Here is a 23,350-nt window from a genome sequence, read left to right as displayed (position 1 = left end):
GACTCACCACAGGTGCCGCGGGACGTGGACTTCCGGGTCCTGCATGGGATGATGGGGCGATGCCCGACCCGACGCCCCACGAGCCGTCGTTGGCCGAGCCGCTCCTGCACCGCGCGGCCCGCATCGAGGACGCCGTCCAGGAGTTCCGCGAGCACCGCGCCCGAAGCCGTGGCCTGGTCCCGACCGTCGTCCCCTACACCGGCTACGGCGCTCCCGGATGGGTCCGCATCCTCTGCCGCGTGCTGCTGACCCGCCGTGGCCTCGCCTCCGACGTCTCGTACGCGGGTGTCCGCGGGTGGAAGAGCTTCACGAGCGTCGCGGTCGACCACGCCGAGGTCACCGTCACCGCCGGTGGGGTCTCGCACGTCGTCGAGACCGACCGTGGCGGGGTCGTTGACACCATCGTGCCGATCGACCTCGAGCCGGGCTGGCGCACCGTCCGGTTGTCGGCCGGCGGCGGGCGCGACGTCGAGGCCGACGTGTTCGTCGTGCACCCCGACACTCGCTTCGGGCTGCTGTCCGACATCGACGACACCGTCATGGTGACCTCGCTCCCCCGTCCGATGCTGGCGGCGTGGAACTCCTTCGTCCTCACCGAGCACGCCCGCCGCCCCGTGCCGGGCATGTCCGTGCTGTACGAACGCGTGCAGGCACAGCACCCCGGCTCCCCGACGGTGTACCTGTCCACCGGTGCCTGGAACGTCGCGCCGACCCTGCAGCGCTTCCTGACCCGCAACATGTACCCGTCCGGCACGCTCCTGCTCACCGACTGGGGCCCCACGCACGACCGGTTCTTCCGGAGCGGGCAGCTGCACAAGCAGCAGAACCTGCGGCGCCTGGCGAAGGACTTCCCGGACGTGCAGTGGCTGCTCGTCGGCGACGACGGCCAGCACGACGAGTCGCTGTACGGCGAGTTCGCCCGCGAGCACCCGGAGAACGTCGCGGGCGTCGCCATCCGGCAGCTGTCCACGAGCGAGGCGGTCCTGGCCGGCGGACGCTCCCGGGCGCAGGAACGCTCCCGCGACACCTCGGCGCCGTGGGTCTACGCACCGGACGGTGCCGGGCTCTGGTCCGAACTCGCGCGGGTCGGGCTCGCCGAGGCGGACGCCTCCGACCCGGCCTGAGCGAGGCTTCAGGCACACCGACGGCACACGGCCGCCAGAGGGCCGGCGGCCCGTCCGCGCGGCCACGACGCTCGGCCTCCGGGTGTTCGATCGGGGCATGAGCACCGACACGGACCGGACCGCCGACACCGAGCGAGCACCCGCGCCCCCCGCGACTCCCCCGAACCTGATCGAGGACCACGCCGTCATCGGCGACACCTCGACCGCCGCACTCGTCGGCCGCGACGGCACGATCGACTGGGCGTGCCTGCCGCGGTTCGACAGCGCCGCCACGTTCGCCTCGCTGCTCGGCACCGAGGACCACGGGCACTGGACGCTCCGACCGACCGACCCCGCCGCGACGGCGCACCGGAAGTACCGAGGCGACACCCTCGTCCTGTCGACGGTCTGGACCACGGCGGACGGTGCCGTCGAGGTGACCGAGTTCATGCCCGTCGGCGCGCACCGGCCGTCCATCGTCCGCCGTGTCCGAGGACTGAGCGGCTCGGTCGAGGTGCAGCAGACCCTGCGGATCCGGTTCGACTACGCCCTCGCGCTGCCGTGGGTGCGCCAGATCGGCGGCGACGAGGACCCGGCACTGCTCGCCACCGCCGGCCCCGGGTCGGTCATCGTGCGCGGCCCGCGCTTCCGGGCCTCGGACCACCGGCACACGGCCACCGCGACGATCCACGACGGTGACGTGCTCGACACCGTCCTCACCTGGTACCCCTCGCACCGCGAGCCCCCGGAGCCCGTCGACGTCGACGCCGAGCTCCACCGCACCGTGACGTGGTGGACCGACTGGATGGCGACGGCGCGCACCGAGGGTCGCTACGCCGACGCCGCCCGCCGTTCGCTCTTGCTGCTCCGCGCGATGACCCACGGCGAGACCGGCGGCGTGGTGGCCGCCGTGACCACGAGCCTGCCGGAGGACCCGGGCGGGGAACGCAACTGGGACTACCGCTACGTCTGGCTCCGCGACGCCTCCCTCGCCCTCGCCTCGCTCATCGCGCACGGCTACCGCGACGAGGCGGCACACTGGCGCGGCTGGTTGCTCCGCGCCATCGCGGGCGACCCCGCCGACGTGCAGATCATGTACGGCATCGCCGGGGAGCGCGAACTGCCGGAACGGGAGCTCCCGCACCTGCCCGGGTACGCCGGCTCGACGCCCGTCCGGGTCGGCAACGGCGCGTACACGCAATACCAGGGCGACGTGTTCGGCGAGGTCCTGGCCGCCCTGCACGACGCCCGCGAGCTCGGGGTCGAGGAGAACGCCGACTCGTGGGCCCTGCAGCGCGCCCTGCTCGGCTACGTCGAGGAGCACTGGCAGGAGCCCGACAACGGCATCTGGGAGATGCGCGGCCCGCGACGGCACTTCACGCACTCGCGCGCGATGATCTGGGCCGCGTTCGACCGTGGGGTCGCCGCGGTCGAGGAGTTCGGTCTCGAAGGGCCCGTGGACCGCTGGCGCACCCTGCGCGACCAGGTCCGGGCCGAGATCGAGGAGCACGGCTGGAACGCTGCACGCGGCAGCTACCGGCAGCACTACGACACCGACGAGGTCGACGCGAGCCTGCTCGTCCTGCCGCAGATCGGCTACGTCTCCGCCCACGACGCCCGCATGACCGGCACCGTCGCCGCCATCGAGCAGGACCTGTCCACCGGCTCCGACGGTCTCGTGCTGCGGTACCGGACGTCGTCGGGGTTCGACGGGCTCGCCGGCGCGGAGCACCCGTTCCTGGCGTGCTCGTTCTGGCTGGTCGAGCAGTACGCGGCATCGGGCCGGATCGACGACGCCGAGCGCCTCATGGACGTGCTCGTCGGGTACGCGAACGACGTCGGCATGCTCTCCGAGGAGATCGACGTCGCCACCGGACACCACGTCGGCAACACCCCGCAGGTGCTGTCGCACCTGACGCTCGTGTCCGCGTCGGACGCGATCGCGCGGGCGCGGGGCGCGTCGACCGGGCACCGCACGCGGCTGCCCGTGCACGACGGCGGCACCCGCTCGTGGACCGGCGAGGGCGAGCGGGCGGGCACCCCCGCCTGATGCGGTGGTGCTGACCACGAAACGGACGGGAGGCACGGTGCCAGCTGGCACCGTGCCTCCCGTCCGCAGTTCCGCCCGTTCAGGGCGCGACGGTCACGTCCGTCAGGACGACGACTCCCAGTCCGCCGGGCCGCGCGAACCGGCGCGGTACTCCTCTAGCGGGACCTCGTCGGCCTTCCAGGCCTTGACGACCGGCTCGACGATCTCCCAGCAGCGCTCGGCCACGTCGCCGCGGATCGAGAGCAACGGGTCGTCGTGGAAGATGCCGTTCAGGACCTCGCCGTACGGGGTCAGCTCGCCGTCGCTGAATGACGACGACAGGGTGACCTGGCCCATCTCGAACGGGTTGCCACCGCCGTTGGCCGACACGGTCAGCTCGATCTCGTCCGGGTTCAGGACGATGCGGAGCGTGTCCGCCTTCGGGCGACCGCTCAGGCCGGAGGGCAGGCGCGTGACCGGCTTGAAGGTGATCAGGACCTCTTTCCGGCTGTTGCCGAGTGCCTTGCCGGACCGCAGCGTGAACGGGACGCCCTTCCAGCGGGCCGTGTCGACCTCGACCGAGATCTCGGCGAGCGTCTCGGTGCTCCGCGACTTGTCGACGCCGTCCTCGTCCTGGTACGACGGCAGCTCCTTGCCGTCGATCGTGCCGGCCGTGTAGACGGCGCGGCGCGACGCGATCTTCGCGTCGTCGCCCTTGAGCCGCGTCGAACGGAGCACCCGGGCCAGGGACGAGCGGAACTCGACCGCGTCGATGTCCGCCGGGGCGTCCATCGTCACGATGCCGAGGATCTGCAGCAGGTGCGACTGGATCATGTCGACCATCGCGCCGGCCTCGTCGTAGTACTGGGCGCGGTTCTCGAGACCGAGGGTCTCGTCGTAGAAGACGTCGACCTTCTCGATGTTGTCGGCGTTCCAGATCGGCTCGAACAGGCGGTTCGCGAAGCGCAGACCGATGATGTTCAGGACCGTGGTGCGTCCGAGGAAGTGGTCGGTGCGGTGCACGCGCTCTTCCGGGACCAGCTTCAGCACGGTCTCGTTGAGGGCCTGGGCGCTCGCGACGTCGGTGCCGAACGGCTTCTCGAAGGCGAGGGTGGTGCCGGCGGGGAGCTCGACCTGCTGCAGTGCCTCGCAGATGTCGGAGGCGATCTGCGGGGGCAGGGCGAAGTAGAGGATCGGCTCGGCCTCGGCCGCGTCGAGCAGTGCCGTGAGGTGCTCCGGGTCGGTGGGGTCGCCCTGGATGAACTGGGTCGACGCGAGCGTGGCGTCGACCTCGGGTCCCTTGACGTCCTGCGACGCGAAGGATTTCGTGACGATGTCCTTCCACTGCTCCTCGCTGCGGGCGCTGCGGCCCGTGCCGATGAGCTGGACGGGAACCGCTCGACCGCTCTGCAGGAACGTGCCGAGGCCCGGCAGCAGCAGGCGGGAGGCGAGGTCGCCCGTCGCGCCGAAGATGATGAGGGTGCGCTTGTCGGTCACCTGAGGTGACTCCTTTCGCTGTGGTGGGAGGTCCGCTCCAGTCAAGCCGCGGGCGGGCCCGTTTGTTCCGGATCGGGGACCGGAGATCGTGGGGCGCTGTGGTGTGCAACGCCGGGTCGTGCGCTGCGTTGGCAGCGCAGCGTCGTGTGCTGTGGTCGTGCAGCGCCTGGACGCACTTCGGGCGGCACCGGATGTGGTGCCGCCCGAAGTGTCAGGTGCGTTGCAGCGTCAGGTCAGTGCCCGAAGTTGCCGCGGTAGTACTCGTAGACCCAGCCGACCAGGGTGACCGCCACCAGGGCGAGTCCGATCGGGACGATCCACAGTCCGGCTGCGACACCGAGGAAGCAGACGGCGACCGCTGCGGCCAGCAGGATGGGCCACCACGACCACGGGCTGAAGTGCCCGAGCTCGGCGTCGCCGTCCTCGATGTTGGCGTCGGGGCGGTCCTCGGGCAGCACGCCGCCCTGGGACGCCATGACCTTGCCGAGGTAGAAGGCGATGAACGCGGACATGATGCCGGTCAGCCCGATCGCCACGGTGCCGACCCACTCCGGGTGGCCGTAGTAGAGCAGCGCCCAGATCGTGTACGCGGCGTCCGCGAGGATGAAGAACCCGAAGAGGATCCAGAACAGGTTGGTGTTCGCGCGCATCGGCTTACTTCACCTCGCCCTTCGCGGCGTCGTAGGTCGGGGCATCCGGGGCGTCCTTCGCGGGGCCGACACCGATCGGCACACCTGCCTCGGGGTGGTTCAGGTCGAAGGCCGGGGACTCGGAACGGATCCGCGGGATCGACGTGAAGTTGTGGCGGGGCGGCGGGCAGCTGGTGGCCCACTCGAGCGAGCGGCCGTAGCCCCACGGGTCGTTCACGGCGACCTTCGGTGCGTTCCGGGCCGTCACGTAGACGTTGAAGATGAACGGCAGGAACGAGATCGCGAGGATCATCGAGCCGATCGTCGACAGCTGGTTCATCCAGGTGAAGCCGTCGTTCGGCAGGTAGGTCGCGTAGCGACGCGGCATGCCGATGACGCCCAGCCAGTGCTGGATGAGGAACGTGGTGTGGAACCCGATGAACAGGAGCCAGAAGTGGATCTTGCCGAGACGCTCGTTGAGCATCTTGCCCGTCCACTTCGGCCACCAGAAGTAGAAGCCGGAGAACATCGCGAAGACGACGGTGCCGAAGACCACGTAGTGGAAGTGCGCCACGACGAAGTACGAGTCGGACACGTGGAAGTCGAGCGGCGGCGACGCCAGGATCACACCGGTGAGGCCACCGAACGTGAACGTGATGAGGAAGCCGACGGCCCAGAGCAGCGGGGTCTCGAAGGTCACCGAGCCGCGCCACATGGTGCCGACCCAGTTGAAGATCTTCACGCCGGTCGGGACCGCGATGAGCATCGTCATGAGCGAGAACCAAGGCAGCAGGACGCCACCCGTGACGTACATGTGGTGCGCCCAGACCGTGACCGACAGGGCCGCGATCGCGATGGTCGCGTAGACGAGGGTCTTGTACCCGAAGATCGGCTTGCGGCTGAAGACCGGGAAGACCTCGGACACGATGCCGAAGAACGGCAGCGCGATGATGTACACCTCGGGGTGCCCGAAGAACCAGAACAGGTGCTGCCAGAGCAGCGCCCCGCCGTTGGCCGGGTTGAAGATCTGCGCGTCGAACACCCGGTCGAGCCCGAGGCCGAACAGCGCGGTGGCGAGCACCGGGAAGGCCATCAGGACGAGCAGCGCCGTCACGAGGGTGTTCCACGTGAAGATCGACATGCGGAACATCGTCAGACCCGGGGCACGCATCGTGATGATGGTGGTGATGAAGTTCACCGCGCCGAGGATCGTCGAGAAGCCGGTCATGCCGAGTCCGAAGACCCAGAGTGTGCCGCCGAGCCCTGGTGTGAACGTCGTGTCACTCAGTGGCGCGTAGGCGAACCAGCCGAACGAGGCCGCACCCTGCGGGGTGAGGAAGCCGCCGACCGCGATGAGCGAGCCGAACAGGTAGAGCCAGAACGCGAAGCCGTTGAGTCGCGGGAAGGCGACATCGGGAGCACCGATCTGGAGCGGCATGATCGCGTTCGCGAAGCCCGAGAAGAGCGGCGTCGCGAACATCAGCAGCATGATCGTGCCGTGCATCGTGAAGAGCTGGTTGTACTGCTCCTTCGTCGCGACCACGTGCAGGCCGGGCTCGAACAGCTGGGCACGGATGACCAGGGCCATCACACCCGCGAGCAGGAAGAAGACGAAGGACGCGATCAGGTACATGTACCCGATGGTCTTGTGGTCGGTGGAGGTGATCCACCGGACGATGATGTTGCCCTTCCGGCCCACCTTCGACGCCTGGAAGTCCGGCGAAGCAGTCTGGGTCGGTTGGCCGACGAAAGACGTTGTCATCTGACGAGCCCCTACTTGTTCTCGCTGGACGCCTCGACCGGCGCCTTGTTGTTCGGTTCGTTCGTGTTGGTGTTGTACTCGTCGCCGAGGAGCCCGACCTTGCCCTGGTCCTTCAGGGTGTCGAGGTAGTCCTGGTACTGCGCCGGCGTGACGACCTTCACCTGGAAGAGCATCAGCGAGTGGTACTCACCGCAGAGCTCCGCGCACTTGCCCTGGTACGTCCCGAGCTTCTCCGGGATGAAGTACTCCCAGTTCGTCTTGCCGGGGAGCATGTCCTTCTTGTACAGGAAGTCGATGATCCAGAAGGAGTGGTCGACGTCGCGCGAGGAGAGCTCGATCGCGACCTTCTTGCCCTGCGGCAGGTAGAGGGTCGGCAGCTGCGACTCGTCGATGGCGCCCTTGGCGTTCTCTTCTTCCTGGGCCTGGATGCCCTGGTAGTAGACGCTGTCCTCGGGGTTGTCCTTGTTGATGTAGTTGAAGTCCCACGCCCAGCGCTTGCCGTACACGTGCACGGTGGCGTCGGGGTCGTCGAACGGCTTCTCGATCGCGGCCTGGTCCTTCGCGGTGAAGGCGAAGAAGCCCAGCACGAGGATGAGCGGCACGATCGTGTAGAAGATCTCGAGCGGCATGTTGTAGCGCATCTGCACGGGCAGGCCGGTCTGGCCCTTCCGGCGGCGGTACACGATGGCGGCCCAGATGATCAGGCCCCAGACGATGAGACCGACGGCGAGGAGCACCACCCAGCTGGTGGTCCACAGGCCGACGATGCGGCTCGTGTGGTTGGTGACGTCCTTCGTCTCCTCCGTGCCGGGGAGCCATCCGTTCATCTGCTGCTGCGTGCAGCCAGCCAGTGCGATGACCAGACCGACGGCCACCGGGACGGCCGCCCAACGTATACGGCGATTCGAACGCACTGTTACCTCTCGCAAAAGACGTGAGCCCGGAGCCGAACCCGCCGAGCCGCACGAAGGCGACACTTGGCTGGCTCCCAGCTTGATTGGAACACTCCTAGCTTACTCGCAGCTCGGTACCGCTCGCGCACACCCGACACGCTCATCGCCGCGATCCGCACTCCTGACCGGCCGTTTTCCCCGGTCACACTGCGACCGCACCCCGCGACGAACGCGAGCGGGGAGCGACCGTGTCGGTCGCTCCCCGCTCGCGTGTCGGATCGGCTGGTGATCAGTGGAAGCTGTCACCGCACGCGCAGCTGCCCTGCGCGTTCGGGTTGTCGATCGTGAAGCCCTGCTTCTGGATGGTGTCCTCGAAGTCGATCGTCGCGCCGTCGAGGTACGGGACGCTCATCTTGTCGACGACGACCTCGACCCCGTCGAACTCGGCGGTGACGTCACCGTCGAGCAGGCGCTCGTCGAAGTACAGCTGGTAGATCAGACCCGAGCAGCCCCCGGGCTGGACGGCGAGGCGCAGGCGCAGGTCGTCGCGGCCCTCCTGCTCGAGGAGACTCGCCACCTTGCCGGCCGCGGCGTCGCTCAGGAGGACGCCGTGCGAGGCCGCCTCGGTCACCGGTGCGTCGGTGGTGATGGTGTCGCTCATCGCGCGTCTCCCTCCGGGCGGTGCGGTTCACCGCGCCTCGCGTCGATTGTAAGCACCGTCAGCTGCGCGTCGCGAGCCTGGCGAGCAGGATCGCCTCGGACGCGATGGCCCGGTGCAGGACGCCGAGGTGCTGCGACTCGTTCGGGCTGTGGGCGCGGGTGTCCGGGTCCTCCACCCCGGTGACCAGGATCTGGGCCTCCGGGAACTCTGCCGCGAGGTCCGAGACGAACGGGATCGAGCCGCCGATGCCCTGCTCGACCGCCTCGGCACCCCAGCCCTCGCGCATGGCCGTGCGGGCCTCCTGGACGGCCCAGCCGGCCGTGTCGACGAGGAAGCCGTCGCCGCTGTCCGGCTCGGAGATCTCCAGGCGGGCGCCGAAGGGCACGTGTGCCCGAAGGTGCCGCTCGACGGCCGCGTACGCCTCCGTGGCGGGCTGGCCGGGCGCGACCCGCACCGACACGCGGGCGGAGACGGTCGGCAGCAGCGTGTTGGAGGCGTTCGCGACGCTCGGCACGTCCATGCCGGTCACGGTGATCGACGGCTGGAACCACATGCGCGACAGGACCTCGCCGGTGCCGATCGGTCGGACGCCCTCGACCAGGGCCGCGTCGACGGCGAGCTCGTCGTCGGTCCGTGCCGGGACGTCGGCCTCGTACGAGGTGAGCCCGTCGACGGCGACCGAACCGGCGTCGTCGTGCAGGGACGCGAGCAGCTTGACCATCGGGATCATGGCGTCCGGCGCCGCTCCCCCGAACATCCCGCTGTGGCTGGCGTGCTCGAGGGTCGTCAGGGTGAGCTTGAAGGTGACGTTGCCGCGGAGCGAGACCGTGATCGACGGCACGTCCACCGACCAGTTGTCGCTGTCGGCCACCACGATGACGTCGGCGGCCAGGTGCTCCTTCTGCTCACGCAGGAAGGTGCGGAACGACCGGGAGCCGAACTCTTCCTCACCCTCGACGAACAGGACAACACCGAGGTCGAGGTCGTCCCCGAACTGCGCGTGGATCGCCCGGAGCGACGCGATGTGGGTCATCACACCGGCCTTGTCGTCCGAGGCGCCGCGACCGTACAGCCGGTCACCGCGGAGGGTCGGCTCGAACGGCGGCGTCTCCCACAGGGCGTCGTCGCCCTGCGGCTGCACGTCGTGGTGGGCGTAGAGCATCACGGTCGGCTTGCCGTTCCGGGCCGGGCGGACGGCGAGCACCGCGGGCTGGCCGAGCTCGAGCGGTTCGTCGTCGCTGATCGCCGAACGGATGATCTCGACCTGGTCCTCGGCGAAGACCCCGGTGCTCAGCGCCAGGTCCGCCACGGCACGCGCGCTCGCGAGCACGTGCGACTCGTCGAACGCCGACCACGACACCGACGGGATCCGCACCAGCGCGGACAGATCGGCGATCGTCGTGGGCAGTGCACCCTGCACCTGTTCGCGCAGGGCGTCGAGGAGAGCGGGGTCGGTCGCGGAGCTGGGCTGTGCGGTGTCGGTCATGCCCGGTAATCTAGAGGACGATCCCGCACGCACAACGCCGTTAGGAACGCACCGTGGCGAAGGCAGCCCCCAAGACCAACACGACCGTGAACCCCACCGAGGAAGAACTCCTCGAGCAGGGCAAGGGCCGCCCGACGCCGTCCCGCCGTGAGCGCGAGGCAGCGAACCGCCGCCCCCTCGTCGGCAACACGCCGGTCGACAAGAAGGCCGCCCGCGCGCGTCTCAACTCCGACCGCGAGCGTGCCCGCGTCGGCATGGCCAACGGCGAGGAGCGCTACCTGCCGGCGAAGGACCGCGGTGAGCAGCGTCGCTTCGTCCGCAACTGGATCGACGCGCGCTGGAACGTCGGCGAGATCATGATGCCGGTGCTCGTGCTGTTCCTGATCGTCGGGTTCGCCGCTTCGCAGACCGCGATCGCCTCGTACTCGCTCCTGCTCGTGTGGGCGTTCGTGGCCCTGTTCGTGATCGACTGCGTGGTCCTCTGGCTGTCGATGCGTCGCAAGCTCACCACCAAGTTCGGCGAGATGCAGCGCGGCACGTTCCTCTACATCCTGACGCGGGCGTGGCAGCTGCGGTTCCTGCGTCTGCCGAAGCCCCAGGTCAAGCGCGGGCAGTACCCCGCCCTCTGACCCCAGCGTCGCCGTCCGAAGCGCCGTCCGGCCTGGCCGGGCGGCGCTTCGTCGTTCCGGCGTACGCGCGCTGCCGAGGTTCCACGACTCGCCGCGTGCGCGTCGCCGAGGTTCCACAGACGACCCGCCCGCGCGCCGAGGTTCCGAAATCTCGGACACTCGGCGGCCGCGGCGGGCGCGGCCACGCACCGGAGGACGGGAGGCCCGTGGCGGGACCGCACCGGGCCTCCCGTCCCAGGGGTGGACGGCGAGGTTCCACGACTCGCCGCGTGCACGCCGCCGAGGTTCCACAGACGGCCGCTGAGAGCCGCGAGATGCCGGGATTTCGGAACCTGGAGGGCGCCGGGAACGCCGGGCGGACGGGCGCGCGGGCGGGACGCGCGCCCGCCCGCGCCCGCGCTCAGCGCGCGGCGCGGCGCAGCCGCTTGCGACGCAAGCGGTTGATGCGCGTGGCCCAGCTCGGCCCCTCGTAGAGGAACGCCGTGTAGCCCTGCACCAGGGTGGCCCCGGCGTCGATGCGGTCCTGCACGTCCTGCTCGGTCGTCACCCCGCCGACGGCGATGACGCAGAACTCGGCGGGCACCGCGGCACGGACCCGACGCAGCACCTCGAGCGAACGCGCGGCGACCGGAGCGCCGGAGAGTCCCCCGGCACCCATGGCTTCGACGTCGGCCGGGTCCGCGGTGAGTCCCTCACGGGAGATCGTCGTGTTGTTGGCGATGATGCCCGACAGCCCGAGCGACACCGCGAGGCCGGCGATGGCGTCGACCTGCTCGTCGGTCAGGTCCGGCGCGATCTTCACCAGCACGGGCGTGTCGCCGGCGGCGTCGCGGACGGCGGACAGCAGCGGTCGGAGCTGGTCGAGTTCCTGCAGGCCGCGCAGGCCGGGCGTGTTCGGGGAGCTGACGTTGACCGCCAGGTAGTCGGCGAACGGCGCGAGGCGTCGTGTCGACTCCAGGTAGTCGTCGATGGCGTCCTCGACGGCGACGACCCGGCTCTTGCCGATGTTCACGCCGATGACCGGGCGACCTGGGTTGCGTCGGGCGCGCTCGAGCCGTCGGGCAGCGGCACCGGCGCCGTGGTTGTTGAAGCCCATCCGGTTGATGAGGGCGCGGTCCTCGATGAGACGGAACAGGCGCGGACGCTCGTTGCCGGGCTGGGGCTTCGCCGTGATCGTGCCGACCTCGACGTGACCGAAGCCGAGCAGGCCGAGGCCACCGATGCCGCGGGCGTCCTTGTCGAACCCGGCGGCGAGGCCGAAGCGCGACGGGAAGTGGATGCCCATCGTCGTGATGCCGTCAGCAGCTGCCGGGCGGGAGTACCGCTCGACCAGACCGCCGACGAACGGGACGTGGGGCAGCGCCTTGATGACGGCGAACGCCAGGTGATGGGCCCGCTCGGGGTCCATCTTGGCGAAGACCGACCGGAAGACGACGGCGTACCCGGACCGGACCAGGCCTTCCGCGACCCCGCTCACGCGCCGGCACCCGCCGGCGAGCCGGCGGCACCCGAAGGCGCGCCCGCAGCGTGGTGGTCACGGCGGAGCTGGCTGATGGCGTCCTCGAAGTCCTCGAGCGAGTCGAAGGCCTGGTAGACGCTGGCGAACCGCAGGTACGCGACCTCGTCGAGCTCACGGAGCGGCGCGAGGATCGCGAGGCCGATGTCGTTCGCGTCGATCTGGCTCGAACCGGACGACCGCACGGTCTCCTCGACGCGCTGCGCGAGCACGGCCAGGTCGCCGTCGGTGACCGGTCGCCCCTGGCAGGCCTTGCGCACGCCGGAGACGATCTTGTCGCGGCTGAACGGTTCGGTGACGCCGTTGCGCTTGACGACGTTGAGCGACGCGGTCTCGGTGGTCGAGAAGCGTCGTCCGCAGTTCGGGCACTGTCGACGGCGGCGGATGGAGGTTCCGTCGTCGCTCGTCCGTGAGTCGACGACGCGGGAGTCCGGGTGGCGGCAGAAAGGGCAGAACATGTCGTCGCCCAGGCTATCGGTTCGTGCGCTCCGTCACGGCGGCGCCGTGCGCGGGGAGCTGCTCCTCGGTCGACAGCGCGACGATGTGGGCGGCGACCTCGTCGAGCGCCGACGCCGAGTACCGGATGACCTGCTGCGGACGCAGGAACGTCGACGCGGACAGCCCGGAACCGAAGCGCGCCTGGCCGCCGGTGGGCAGCACGTGGTTCGACCCGGCCAGGTAGTCCCCCAGGCTGACGGGCGTGCTCGGCCCGACGAACACCGCTCCGGCGGCGTCGATGTCGGCGAGCACCGCGTCGTCGTCGGCCGTCTGGATCTCGAGGTGCTCCGGCCCGTACGCGTTGCTCACGGTCGCGGCGTCGGCGAGGGAGTCCACCAGCACGATCGCGGACTGCGGTCCGTCCAGGGCGGTCTGGAGGCGCGCAGCCGTCCCGAGCACCGCCGTGCGTTCCGGGATGGCGGCTTCGACCGCATCGGCGAACGTCGCCGACGTCGTCACCAGCACACTGCCGGCCTGCTCGTCGTGCTCGGCCTGGCTGATGAGGTCGGCGGCGACGAACCCGGGGTCGGCGGTCTCGTCGGCGATCACGAGGATCTCGGTGGCGCCGGCCTCGGCGTCGATGCCGACGACACCGCGCACCAGGCGCTTCGCGGCGGCGACGTAGTTGTTGCCAGGTCCGGTGACCAGGTCGACGGGCTCGAGGTCGATCGCGGGGACGCCGTACGCCAGTGCGCCGATCGCCCCGGCACCGCCCATCGCGTAGACCTCGTCGATGCCGAGCAGTCCGGCCGCGGCCAGGATCGTCGGGTGGACCGCACCGCCGTGGTCGCGCTGCGGCGGGGACACGAGCGCGATCGACCCGACCCCGGCGACCTGGGCGGGCACGACGTTCATGACGACGCTCGACGGGTAGACGGCCTTGCCACCGGGCACGTAGAGGCCGACGCGGCGCATCGGCTGCCAGCGCTGGTGCACCTCGGCGCCGTCGGCGAGCGTGGTGACGGAGCCGGCCGGCACCTGTGCGGCGCTGGCGGCTCGGACGCGGCGGATGGCTTCGTCGAGCGCTTCCCGCAGTTCGGGGGTCAGCCCGGCGACGGCTGCCGCGATCTCGGCGACCGGCACCCGGACGTTCGCCGGGGCGCCGCCGTCGAAGCGTTCGGCCTGGTCGTGCAGTGCGTCCGCTCCGCGGTGTCGGACGTCCTCGACCAGCTCGCGGGCGGCGTCGACCGCGTGCGAGACGTCACCCACGGCGCGCGGCATGAGTCGGAGGAGTTCGGCACGGGCGGGCAGGCCGCCACGGAGGTCGATTCGCTGCATCATCAGGGGACAAGCCTACCGAGGTGCTCCCCCACGCCCAGTAACGTGAGGGTCGATGAACTTCGAGAAGGCACGGCGCCTCGTCAGCGACCTCGTCCGGGTGAACGAGCGGTACGCGCGGGACGGCCACTACCGCAACGACGTCCGCGAACGACTCGGGCGCACGGTGTCCCGCGTGGACGTCGGCGTGGCCCGGCGCGAGCGTGACCGCGCACCACTGGCTGCCCGACCGTTCGAGGGGCTGGTCGAGACGAGCCTCGCCCTGGCGGGCATCCGGACGGTCGACCGGGAGCCCGAGGTGGTGCTCGTCGTCGACGAGCTCCGCGAGGGCGCGGCGTTCGCCGGGGTGCAGACGGCGCTGGCCGTCGCGATCGCGCTCGGCGCACGCCTGGGCCGGTCGGTCCGGGTCGTCATGGTCCGCTGGACCACGCCCGGCAACAGTGCGGCCGCGGCCGAGGCGCTCGTGGCGGACCGGTTCCCGGAGTCGCGGGTCGACGGCCGTCCGGGGGTCCGCGTGGTCCGACGCGAGGACGTCCTGGACAGCGAGTTCGGCCGCGACGACGTCTGGATCGCCACGCACTGGAAGACCGCCCACCCGATCGACGTCGCCGTGACCGCCGGGGTCGTCCCGCGCGACCGGGTGGTGTACCTGGTGCAGGACTACGAGCCCGGCTTCAGCCCGTGGTCGACCGAGTACGCCGTCGCCGCCTCGACCTACCGCGCCGGCTTCCGGGTGCTCGTCAACTCGGAGCCCCTGCGGAAGTACCTGGCCGACGTCGAGGACCTGGACGTGCCGGCGGAGCGGACCTTCGCACCGCACCTGGACGTCGAGCTGCTCGAGCGCGTCGCCACGGCCCGACGGCACGAGGACGTCGTTCGGGTGCTGTTCTACGGCCGCCCGAGCAAGCACCGCAACCTGTTCCGGCTCGGTGTCGCCGCCCTGCGCGTCGCGGTGCAGGAGCTCGCGGCCGACGGGATCCGGGTGGAGTTCCACTCCGCCGGCGAGCAGCACGGAGACGTCGAACTCGACGGCGGCACGGGCGACGTCAAGCTCGTGAGCCACGGCACGATGCCCTGGGACGACTACTTCCGCTTCATCGCCTCGACCAACGTCGTGCTCTCGCTCCAGCACAGTCCGCACCCGAGCCACCCACCGTTCGACGGTGCGATCTCCGGCGCCCGCGTGGTCACGAACGAGTTCCGCGGCACCCGTGCGCACCTGCACCACAACCTGACGGCCGTGCCCGCCGACGCCCGGTCGCTCGGCCTGGCCGTAGCAGACGCCGTCCGCCGCGCCGCGGCCGAGGGCCCCACCGGCTTCGCACCGCTCGCCGAGCACGCGCTCGGCGGTCCGCTCGACGCGGCCGTGAACGCACTCGCGAACGCGCTCGAGCACGACAGCCGCGACAGTCACGACAGTCACGACGAGCACGACGAGCACGACGAGCACGACGACCAGCACCACCACGAGGAGTCCACCCGATGACCCGCACCACCCTCGTCGTCGTCCCCGTCTACGGCGACCTCGAGTCCCTGCTGCGCTGCGTGGACGGGCTCGTCGAGCACCTCGACACATCCGTGCACCGGGTGCTGCTCGTCAGCGACTGCGGCCCCGACGCCGACGCGATCGAACGCGCGCTGCTCGAGCGGATCGACGGTCGACCGGGATTCCGGTACGAGCGCAACGACCGCAACCTCGGGTTCGTCGGCACGTGCAACCGCGCCGTCCTCGAGCTCGACCGCGGCACCGGCGGTACCGATGACGCCGACACCGCGGCAGAGGCCGTCCTGCTGCTCAACAGCGACGCCGTGCCCACCGCGGGGTTCCTGGACGCCATGCTCGACGTGCTCGACGAGGACCGCACCGGCGTCGTCACGGCACGGAGCGACAACGCCACGATCGCGAGCATCCCCTACCGCCTGACCAACCGGGGTGCCGCACGCACCGAGGAGCGTACGCGGGCCGTCTGGGGCGCGGTCGCCCCGCTGCTGCCGGTCTCGCAGGTCCTGCCCGTCGCGATGGGCTTCTGCTTCCTCACCCGCCGCGAGCTGATCACCGAGCACGGGTTGTTCGACGACGCCTTCGCCCCCGGGTACGGCGAGGAGAACGACTACTGCCTGCGCCTCGCCGAGCACGGCTGGACGTCGCGGATCGCCAACCGCGCGCTGGTCCTGCACGCCGGTGGCAAGAGCTTCTCCGGCAACCGCAACGCCCTCCGCGCTGCGCACCAGCGCGAACTCGAGCACCGCTACCCGTTCCTGCCGGACGCCGTCGCCGCCTACCAGCGGCACGGCTCGACGGCGACGGAGCGCTTCGCCGACGCCCTGGTCCCCGCGGGTCCCCCGCCCCGCCTCGCCGTCGACCTGCGGCACGTCGAGGACGCCGGTGGCCTGGTCCGCGAGATCGACGCGGCCTTCGCGGACGGCTTCGACCTGGAGGCCCGGCTCGCCCCCGGCACGTCGGCCCCCGTGGGGTGGACGGTCACCGCCGACGCCCCGAACCCGGACGACCTCGTCACCGTCACGGTCCTCGTGGACCCCACACCCGCCGAGGTCGTCGCCGCCAACCGACGGTCGCTCGAGCTCGTGGTCGTGCGGTCCGCGCCGACCGCCCTGCCGTGGTCGTCCCCGGCGCACCGAGCCGGAGCCGACCAGGTCGCCGTGCTGCTGGACCCGCACGTCGTCGCCACGACCCGCGGCGGACTCGTCGTGGCGCGCGAGCAGCTCGACCGTCGCCTGTCCGCACCGCTCGCGTCGCGCTCCGAGGCCCTCGAGGGCCGATGGGCAGCGCTGCTCCCGCTCGACCTCACCGCCGCCGAGGTGGCGGCGGCGAACGCCTCCGACGAGGTCACCCGGCTCCGCCGCGAGCTCGACGACCTGCGCGCGAGCCGCTCGTTCCGCACCGGCCAGGCGATCGCCAAGGTCGCCGCACGGCTGCCGGGTCGCCGCTGATGGCCGAGGCGAAGGGCCTCGGCCGCGTCGCGCGACGCCTGGCGCGCCCGTTCCGTGGCCCCGAGAAGCCGTTGACCGTCACTGACCGGCTCGACCGCTGGGCCCGGCGGATCGCCGAGTTCGGTGTGCTCGACCGCGCGTACTTCGAGGCCCAGACCGGACGGACGTTCGACAGCGACGCCGACGCCATCGCGTTCTACGTGCACAACGACGGGCAGCGAGGACTCTCGCTGCACCCGCTCATCGAGCACGAGTGGATGCGCGAGCACCAGCCCGTCCCGGCGATGTCCTGGTACGACGCCCTGCACCAGGAGGGCCCGGAGCTCTTCCAGACCGGACCGCTCTTCGACGCCGGCGTGTACGCCGCCTCGGTGCCGGAAGCCGACCGCCCGGCGTCCACGCTCGATGCGCTCCGCGACTTCCTGCGGAACGCGACCGACGCGACCACGCTCCCCGTGCCTCCCGGCCGCCGTGGCCACGCACCGACCTGGGGCGCCGCACGCGACGCAGCCGTCTCCGCTGCCCGCGCCTTCGCCGACGCGCAGCACCGGACCCGGCGCCGCTACCGGGCCACGTGGGACGGGCCCGACGTCGCCGAGGCGCTCGGCCGGTACCCGCGCGGTGTCGCGCGACGCGACGCGGAGCAACCGCTCGTGTCGATCGTGATGCCGGTGTACCGGCGCGCCGACGTCGTCGGTGCGGCGATCGCCTCGGTGCGCGCGCAGCAGCACGCGAACTGGGAGCTCCTCGTCGTCGACGACGGATCCGGTGACGAGACCGCCGAGGTCGTGCGCCGGATCGCCGCCGACGAACCGCGCGTCCGCCTGGTCGAGCGGGAGAACGGCGGGGCGGGAGCCGCGCGCAACACCGGACTCGCGGCGGTGCGCGGCGACTTCGTCGCGTTCCTCGACGCCGACAACACCTGGCGACCCGAGCACCTGTCCGCCGCACTCGCCGGGCTGCTCGAGACGGACGGCCCCGGCGTGCACACCGGCGTCCGGATGATCGGCGCGAACAACGCCGACGACTCCACCGCCCCCGCCGAGACGTACCGCGGCGAGGACGGCACGCTCGACGACCTGCTCGCCGGCAACTTCATCGACCTGAACGCGCTCGTCGTGCGTCGTGACGTCGCCGCTGCCGTCGGGCCGTTCGACGAGACCCTGCGCCGCTGGATCGACTGGGAGTGGCTGCTGCGCATCGGGAAGCGCTCCGGCGTGCCCGCGTACGTGCCCGTGATCGGTGTCGACTACGACAACGTCCGCGACCCCCGACGCGTCTCCTCCGCACAGCCCGCGTCGTGGCAGGAGGTCGCGCTCGCCCGCCACCGCATCGACTGGGACGCCCTTGCCGAGGCCGCACCGGCACGCGACGCCGGACTCGTCTCGGTCGTCGTGCCGGTGTTCCGCGACTGGACGATGACCCGGCGCGCCGTGGACGCCGTGCTGCACGCCGCCGACCACGAGGGCGACCGGGTCGAGGTCGTCCTGGTCGACAACGGCTCACCGCGCTCGGTCTCGGCCGTGCTCGGCACCTGGTTCGGCGACGAGCCGCGGGTCCTGCTGCAGCGCGAGGACCGCAACCGGAACTTCGGGCTGGGCAGCGACCTCGGCCTGGCCCGGTCCACCGGCGGCACCGTCGTCATGCTCAACAACGACACCGAGGTCACGACCGGGTGGCTGCGGCCGCTGGTCTCCGCGCTGGACGACCCGTCCGTGCTCGGCGCGCAACCGCTGCTCGTGTACCCGGACGGGGTCGTGCAGGCAGCCGGCACGGTGTTCGGCGGGGACAAGGTGCTGCCCTGGCACTTCCTCGGCGACCACCCCCGGTACGACGCTTCGCGGGCGTTGGCGGGTGCCGGGACCGCACGGCTGGGTGCTGCCGGTGGTCGCCGCTTCTCGGCGATCACTGCTGCTGCCGCTGCGTTCCGGGCCGCCGACCTGATCCGCTGGCACGGGTTCGACCCGGTGTTCGCGAACGGGCTCGAGGACGTCGACCTGTGTCTGCGGGCCCTCGCTGCGTCACCGGACGGCTCGGCCTTCGCCGTGGTGCCGTCGTCGGTCGTCGTGCACCACGAGAGCCGCACCCCCGGTCGCGACGACGCCCGGGTCGACAACCGGCGGGTGTTCGACGAGCGCTGGCGTGGGCGGTACCCGGCGGCGGACGCCGGAGCGCACTACGAAGCGGCCGGGCTGCGGTGGCTCGGTGTCGAGCCGGGGTTGCCGAAGGGGCACGCCGTGATGGTGCGGTCGTCGCGGCCGGTCGTCGTCTGGGACCTCGCCGGTGCTGCTGGCGCTGCCGGCGGTTCCGGCGCTGCCGGTCTTCGGGTCGCGGTCAAGCACGACGGGACTCGGGCGGCAGACGTCACCGCGCTGGTGACCTCGCTCGAGGCTGCCGGTCACGCCGTGCAGGTCGACCTGCCGACGTCCTGGTACCGGGGGTCGAGCGGACTCGACGAGGTCACGGTGCTGGTCAGCGGCCGCGCGGGATCGGACGTCTCGTCGTTCGTGCCGCAGCCGGGAGCGCGGAACGTCGTGTGGCTCGCGGCGGGGCAGGTCGTGGCGGACGGGGACTTCGCCGAGGTGGTGCCGGCCGGTGCCGGTGCCGATCAGGTCATCCGGACGCTCTGACCCGAGGCTTCGTCGCGTCCCAGGCGGATTCTTCGGGGTCGTTCACCCGCTTCCGAGGCGATCGCTCCCCGTTGTTCACCTTCGGCGCGCAGCATGGTCCCATGTCGCTCATCTCAGACGTCGTGCGGTCGACCTTCACGACCAAGTGCTCGGTGTGCGGTGCAGTCATCCTGAAGCGCGATGCGCTCGACCACGAGGGCCAGGCGTTCTGCTCGGTCCTGCACGAGGCCGAGTTCATCGTCGCCACGCTCGACTGACGCCGCAGACCACGAACGGCAGGTGCACTCCGCACCTGCCGTCACCCTCGCTCGATCCGTCACCGATCGTGCGCACGCGGGATCATCCGGCGTGCACAGGTGCCTCTCGTGCCTTCTGGTTGAGTCCGGACGTCGCCGCCGCCTGTCGGATGAACAGACGCATGCGAACGGCTGCCTCAGCGGAGACGTGCGGAAGCGGGTGTGTGCCGTCATCACTCGACCCCCCACCCCACGAGTTGTTCGATGCTCGGGCGAAGGCGAAGGGGTCCGCGACGACCCACCCTCGCCGCGCGCCGAGGTCGAAGAGGTGCCGGTTGGCCACGACGCCGTTCGCTCGCTGGTTCACCGGCCCGTCACTGTGGTTGCTCGGGGGAACCAGACACAAGAGTGCGGTCTGGCACTCGGCGAACCGGACGATCTTCTCGATGTTCGCCGTCATCTCCTCGAACGGGACGCTCTCGCGGACGTCGTTCATCCCGAGCATCACCACGAGGACGTCGGCCAACGATCGACGAACCTGCCCGAAAGCCCGTTCCGATGTCGCGCCGTCTTCCGCGAAGCCGCCCACCAACCGGAGACGGCGGTCTCCGAGCTGATCGCGCCACGAGTCCGGTCTGGCCGTCACGGAGTCTCCCGACACGGCGAAGGTCATCGATGAATCCGGGGTGATCTTGGCACGAGCTCTGAACATCCGACGATGCTATCCACCGCAGTGCCTCTGCGCCTTCCATAGACAGTGGAGACCGTCGCGCGATCACTCTGCGGCGAGCGTGATCGCCTCGTCGTCGTGCGCGCGCAGGATGAGTTCACGCATCGCGTCACCGAGCCGACGGTACTGGTCGGGCCCCGCCGGGTGCGTGCCGTCCGCACTGACCCCGTCGACCCAGGTGGACCCGTCGCGCGCGAACTTCCACGGGTCACCCCAGAGCCACCCCTCCGAGACCGCCAGCTCGCGCAGCGCTCGGTTGTACGCCGCAGCGGCATCGGGCTGCCAGTCGTACGGCGGGAGCGCCGCGATGAGTACGGAGTGCGGGCGGATGGAACGCACGATGTCGCGGTAGGCGTCAGCTTCCTCGGCAAGGGTTCGGTGCAGGCGAACTGCGTTCGTTCCCGCGAGGATCACCAGGACGTCGACGTCCGGAACCGGTTGCACGTGCCGGGACATCTGATCGGGCGTCGCCCCAGAGCGGGCCCAACCGCCCACGAACTCGATGTCGTCGCCCACCGCGGACGTGATCCACGTCCCGTCGTCGAGACCATTGCCGAGGTACCGGGATGTTCCGGCGCTGAGCGAGTCACCGACCACCGCGAGCCGGACCGGAGCAGACACCGCCGTCCCGACGGCCTGCGGCTGAGGGCCGTCGAGGGTCCGTGCCGACACCGCGAAGGCCGCGATCACGATCACCACGACCAAGAGGGCTCGAACCACACGCACACGTCCATCCTCCACGATCATTCGCCGACGACGTGTCCGAGGCCGACACGCAGCCCTCGTAGGATCGCTCTGTGGCAGCAACAGAGCGCTCGCGCCCTCGGGACGACGGGCGTGCCCCGCGACTCGCGGTCTTTCCCGTCTACCGCGACAACCCCTACGTGAACCTCATGCTCCTGGCGCCACGCGCCTCGGGGTGGGACGTGGTCGAGTCGGCGAGGCTCGAGCGCTTCGAGCGGGATCTCGAGCCCCTCGGCTCCGGCGACGTCGTGCACGTCCACTGGACTGCGCCGATCGTGCAACGGGCCGACGGGGTGGACGAGGCGGCCGAGCGACTCGATCGGTTCCGAGCAGCCGTGGACACGGCACGAGGGCGCGGAGCGAAGGTCGTCTGGACCGTCCACAACACGCTCCCCCACGACGTGCGACACGACGACCTGGAGATCACGCTCAACAGGTACCTGGCTTCGACGGCCGATGTGGTCCACGTGATGAACTCGAACACGAGCGACGTGGTCGCTCCGTACTACGACCTCTCCGGGCGATCCGTCTCGCACATCCCACACCCGAGCTACCGAGGCGTCTACGACGGAGTCGGCTCACGAGCGGAGGCACGGGCACGGTTCGGTCTCGGTGAGGACGATCTCGCGGTCCTCTTCTTCGGTCAGGTCCGCCCGTACAAGGGCGTCGACGTGCTGATCGAGGCCCTGCAACAGGCTGAACGACCGGAACGTTTCGTGTTGTTGCTCGCGGGCAAGACATCTGCGGAGGACGTTGCGACCATCGATCGGTTGGTGCCGCCCGGCCTGCGGACGGTCCGACACCACGGCTACGTGGACGACGCGGACGTCAAGTCGTGGTTCGACGCGGCTGACGTCTCGGTGCTCCCCTACCGGCGGATCCTCAACTCCGGGAGTCTCCACCTCGCCGCGACCTTCGACGTGCCGACTGTGCTCCCCGACGAACCGCACCTGCGGGGCGACTTCGGGCACGAGCCGTGGGTTCGTTGGTTCGAGCCGGGCAACCCCGCTGCACTCGCGCACGTCCTGTCCCAGCCGTTGCCAGCTCGAGGAGCAGCGCACGACTTCAGCGCCAGGCTCGCCCCGTTCGCCGTCTCCAGACGCTACGACGCACTCCTCAGCGCGATCTCGAGCCTGCCGGAGCGGGTCGGGTCCGATCCTGAGGCATAATCGATCCTCGTCGTGCGCCTCGCTCGACTGGACGGAGAACAAGGTGTCACGGATCAAGGTCGGGATCATCGGCTCGTGCGTCACGCGAGAGGCCTTCATCACCCGGAACAACCCGCAGTACAAGGACGTCTACGACCTCGGCCCGCTCGCTTGGCAGACGGGTCTCGTGAGCTTCCTGTCGAAGCCGGTCGCCGGTGACGTCGCGGAGTCCATCGAGCCCGGGGCGAAGGTCAACGAGCACGGCGCCCGAACCATGGCGCGCGACATCGCGAAGACCGATCGGGCGGACCTCGAGGCGTTCGCTCCCGATTACCTGCTCTTCGACCTGTACTCCGACGTACGGTACGGGCTTGCGCGCATCGGGGACGCGACCATCACGAACAACCCAAACAGCTTCCGCAAGACCGACTACTTCGCCGCAGGCGAGGGCTTCACAACACTGCACATGGCGAACGCGAGTGCGGAGTACGTGCCGCTCGTCGAAGCTGCTGTCGACGACCTGGTCGAGTGGCAACGACGAACGCTCCCGCAGACGACCCTCGTCCTGAACTGCTTCCGGTACAGCTCCTACTACCGGACGAGCACCGGCGACCTCAACTTCGTGAAGTACCGCGGGGATCAGAAGCGGGACGACCTCTACCGCCGCCTCCTCCGGGAGAACGACCGCTACGACTCGCTGTACCGCTCGATCACGGCCCGACACGATCTCCGGACGATCGACAACCGGGATCGCTCGTACCACTCAGACGGAGACCACCCCTACGGCATCTCCCCTTGGCACTTCGGTCGTCCCTTCTTCCAGGACTTCATGGCCGATCTCGACCGCATGGTCCTCGACGACACGGTGGTCGGGACCCGTGCCGCCGCGGCCCTCGCGAGCGTCGGCTCCTGAGCTGATCGATCGCCTG

20 protein-coding genes are annotated in these 23,350 nt (G+C 70.5%); 9 read left to right on the top strand and 11 right to left on the bottom strand.

Features of this window, described 5'->3' with window-relative positions; genetic code table 11:
• Positions 1 to 59: 59 nt before the first annotated feature.
• Together HQQ88_RS00855 and HQQ88_RS00850 are read left to right on the top strand one after the other, a co-directional pair.
• Positions 60 to 1,124, top strand: coding sequence for an App1 family protein (locus tag HQQ88_RS00855; protein ID WP_111085765.1), 1,065 nt, complete (start codon positions 60 to 62; stop codon positions 1,122 to 1,124).
• A 97-nt stretch (positions 1,125 to 1,221) separates the two neighbouring features.
• Positions 1,222 to 3,153 carry a glycoside hydrolase family 15 protein gene (locus HQQ88_RS00850; protein WP_173168382.1) on the top strand — a complete coding sequence of 644 codons (1,932 nt, stop codon included), beginning with the start codon at positions 1,222 to 1,224 and terminating at the stop codon, positions 3,151 to 3,153.
• Between the two features lie 102 nt (positions 3,154 to 3,255).
• Here the strand turns inward: HQQ88_RS00850 and HQQ88_RS00845 are convergent, their stop codons facing one another.
• The 6 genes from HQQ88_RS00845 to HQQ88_RS00820 all read right to left on the bottom strand — a co-directional run bounded on the left by HQQ88_RS00845 (position 3,256) and on the right by HQQ88_RS00820 (position 10,060).
• Positions 3,256 to 4,629: a glucose-6-phosphate dehydrogenase gene (locus HQQ88_RS00845; RefSeq protein WP_123292491.1), complete on the bottom strand. Its 1,374-nt coding sequence runs from the start codon at positions 4,627 to 4,629 to the stop codon at positions 3,256 to 3,258.
• Between the two features lie 233 nt (positions 4,630 to 4,862).
• Positions 4,863 to 5,279: a cytochrome c oxidase subunit 4 gene (locus tag HQQ88_RS00840; protein WP_111085768.1), complete on the bottom strand. Its 417-nt coding sequence runs from the start codon at positions 5,277 to 5,279 to the stop codon at positions 4,863 to 4,865.
• Positions 5,280 to 5,283: 4 nt separating this feature from the next.
• Positions 5,284 to 7,020, bottom strand: a complete 1,737-nt coding sequence (gene ctaD, locus HQQ88_RS00835; protein WP_173168381.1) for a cytochrome c oxidase subunit I — start codon at positions 7,018 to 7,020, stop codon at positions 5,284 to 5,286.
• An 11-nt stretch (positions 7,021 to 7,031) separates the two neighbouring features.
• Positions 7,032 to 7,934: a cytochrome c oxidase subunit II gene (coxB, locus tag HQQ88_RS00830; RefSeq protein ID WP_111085770.1), complete on the bottom strand. Its 903-nt coding sequence runs from the start codon at positions 7,932 to 7,934 to the stop codon at positions 7,032 to 7,034.
• A 268-nt stretch (positions 7,935 to 8,202) separates the two neighbouring features.
• On the bottom strand, positions 8,203 to 8,574 hold the full coding sequence (locus HQQ88_RS00825; RefSeq protein ID WP_111085771.1) for an iron-sulfur cluster assembly accessory protein: 372 nt from the start codon (positions 8,572 to 8,574) through the stop codon (positions 8,203 to 8,205).
• A gap of 58 nt (positions 8,575 to 8,632) precedes the next feature.
• Positions 8,633 to 10,060 carry a dipeptidase gene (locus tag HQQ88_RS00820; RefSeq protein ID WP_173168380.1) on the bottom strand — a complete coding sequence of 476 codons (1,428 nt, stop codon included), beginning with the start codon at positions 10,058 to 10,060 and terminating at the stop codon, positions 8,633 to 8,635.
• A 53-nt stretch (positions 10,061 to 10,113) separates the two neighbouring features.
• Between HQQ88_RS00820 and HQQ88_RS00815 the strand changes: the two genes are divergently transcribed.
• Positions 10,114 to 10,689: a DUF3043 domain-containing protein gene (locus HQQ88_RS00815; RefSeq protein ID WP_235035956.1), complete on the top strand. Its 576-nt coding sequence runs from the start codon at positions 10,114 to 10,116 to the stop codon at positions 10,687 to 10,689.
• A 400-nt stretch (positions 10,690 to 11,089) separates the two neighbouring features.
• Here the strand turns inward: HQQ88_RS00815 and HQQ88_RS00810 are convergent, their stop codons facing one another.
• From HQQ88_RS00810 to hisD, 3 genes are read right to left on the bottom strand one after another with little or no spacing between them, the layout of a single operon-like run.
• A complete protein-coding gene (locus tag HQQ88_RS00810; RefSeq protein ID WP_123292489.1) occupies positions 11,090 to 12,166 on the bottom strand; it encodes a quinone-dependent dihydroorotate dehydrogenase in 1,077 nt (358 codons plus the stop codon).
• Positions 12,163 to 12,663 (bottom strand): transcriptional regulator NrdR, encoded by a 501-nt coding sequence (gene nrdR, locus HQQ88_RS00805; RefSeq protein ID WP_132100573.1) that lies wholly within the window; start codon positions 12,661 to 12,663, stop codon positions 12,163 to 12,165. Before nrdR ends, HQQ88_RS00810 begins: the two co-directional genes overlap by 4 nt.
• Before the next feature lie 13 nt (positions 12,664 to 12,676).
• The gene (gene hisD, locus HQQ88_RS00800; RefSeq protein ID WP_173168379.1) at positions 12,677 to 13,984 is read right to left on the bottom strand and encodes a histidinol dehydrogenase; all 1,308 of its coding nucleotides are present in this window, start codon (positions 13,982 to 13,984) and stop codon (positions 12,677 to 12,679) included.
• Between the two features lie 52 nt (positions 13,985 to 14,036).
• Here hisD and HQQ88_RS00795 point away from each other — a divergent pair, with 52 nt between their 5' ends.
• The 4 genes from HQQ88_RS00795 to HQQ88_RS00780 all read left to right on the top strand — a co-directional run bounded on the left by HQQ88_RS00795 (position 14,037) and on the right by HQQ88_RS00780 (position 19,820).
• Positions 14,037 to 15,467 carry a hypothetical protein gene (locus tag HQQ88_RS00795; RefSeq protein ID WP_173168378.1) on the top strand — a complete coding sequence of 477 codons (1,431 nt, stop codon included), beginning with the start codon at positions 14,037 to 14,039 and terminating at the stop codon, positions 15,465 to 15,467.
• Positions 15,464 to 16,933, top strand: a complete 1,470-nt coding sequence (locus tag HQQ88_RS00790; RefSeq protein ID WP_173168377.1) for a glycosyltransferase family 2 protein — start codon at positions 15,464 to 15,466, stop codon at positions 16,931 to 16,933. Before HQQ88_RS00795 ends, HQQ88_RS00790 begins: the two co-directional genes overlap by 4 nt.
• Complete coding sequence (locus HQQ88_RS00785) at positions 16,933 to 19,563, top strand: glycosyltransferase (protein WP_173168376.1); 2,631 nt, start codon at positions 16,933 to 16,935, stop codon at positions 19,561 to 19,563. Before HQQ88_RS00790 ends, HQQ88_RS00785 begins: the two co-directional genes overlap by 1 nt.
• Before the next feature lie 101 nt (positions 19,564 to 19,664).
• Positions 19,665 to 19,820, top strand: coding sequence for a hypothetical protein (locus HQQ88_RS00780; protein ID WP_165918845.1), 156 nt, complete (start codon positions 19,665 to 19,667; stop codon positions 19,818 to 19,820).
• Between the two features lie 82 nt (positions 19,821 to 19,902).
• Here HQQ88_RS00780 and HQQ88_RS00775 read toward each other — a convergent pair whose 3' ends face one another.
• Together HQQ88_RS00775 and HQQ88_RS00770 are read right to left on the bottom strand one after the other, a co-directional pair.
• Complete coding sequence (locus HQQ88_RS00775) at positions 19,903 to 20,472, bottom strand: SGNH/GDSL hydrolase family protein (protein ID WP_254066855.1); 570 nt, start codon at positions 20,470 to 20,472, stop codon at positions 19,903 to 19,905.
• Positions 20,473 to 20,574: 102 nt separating this feature from the next.
• Positions 20,575 to 21,255: an SGNH/GDSL hydrolase family protein gene (locus HQQ88_RS00770; protein WP_173168374.1), complete on the bottom strand. Its 681-nt coding sequence runs from the start codon at positions 21,253 to 21,255 to the stop codon at positions 20,575 to 20,577.
• Positions 21,256 to 21,326: 71 nt separating this feature from the next.
• Here HQQ88_RS00770 and HQQ88_RS20015 point away from each other — a divergent pair, with 71 nt between their 5' ends.
• Positions 21,327 to 22,442, top strand: a complete 1,116-nt coding sequence (locus HQQ88_RS20015; RefSeq protein WP_173168373.1) for a glycosyltransferase — start codon at positions 21,327 to 21,329, stop codon at positions 22,440 to 22,442.
• Between the two features lie 43 nt (positions 22,443 to 22,485).
• Positions 22,486 to 23,334 (top strand): DUF6270 domain-containing protein, encoded by an 849-nt coding sequence (locus tag HQQ88_RS00760; RefSeq protein ID WP_131878979.1) that lies wholly within the window; start codon positions 22,486 to 22,488, stop codon positions 23,332 to 23,334.
• Positions 23,335 to 23,350 lie beyond the last annotated feature (16 nt).

This window comes from Curtobacterium sp. VKM Ac-2861 (assembly GCF_013204965.1).
In the GTDB taxonomy this organism is placed as follows: Bacteria; Actinomycetota; Actinomycetes; order Actinomycetales; family Microbacteriaceae; genus Curtobacterium.
The sequence above is the reverse complement of the archived record's forward strand: the minus strand, read 5'-3'. Positions and strand labels throughout refer to the sequence as shown.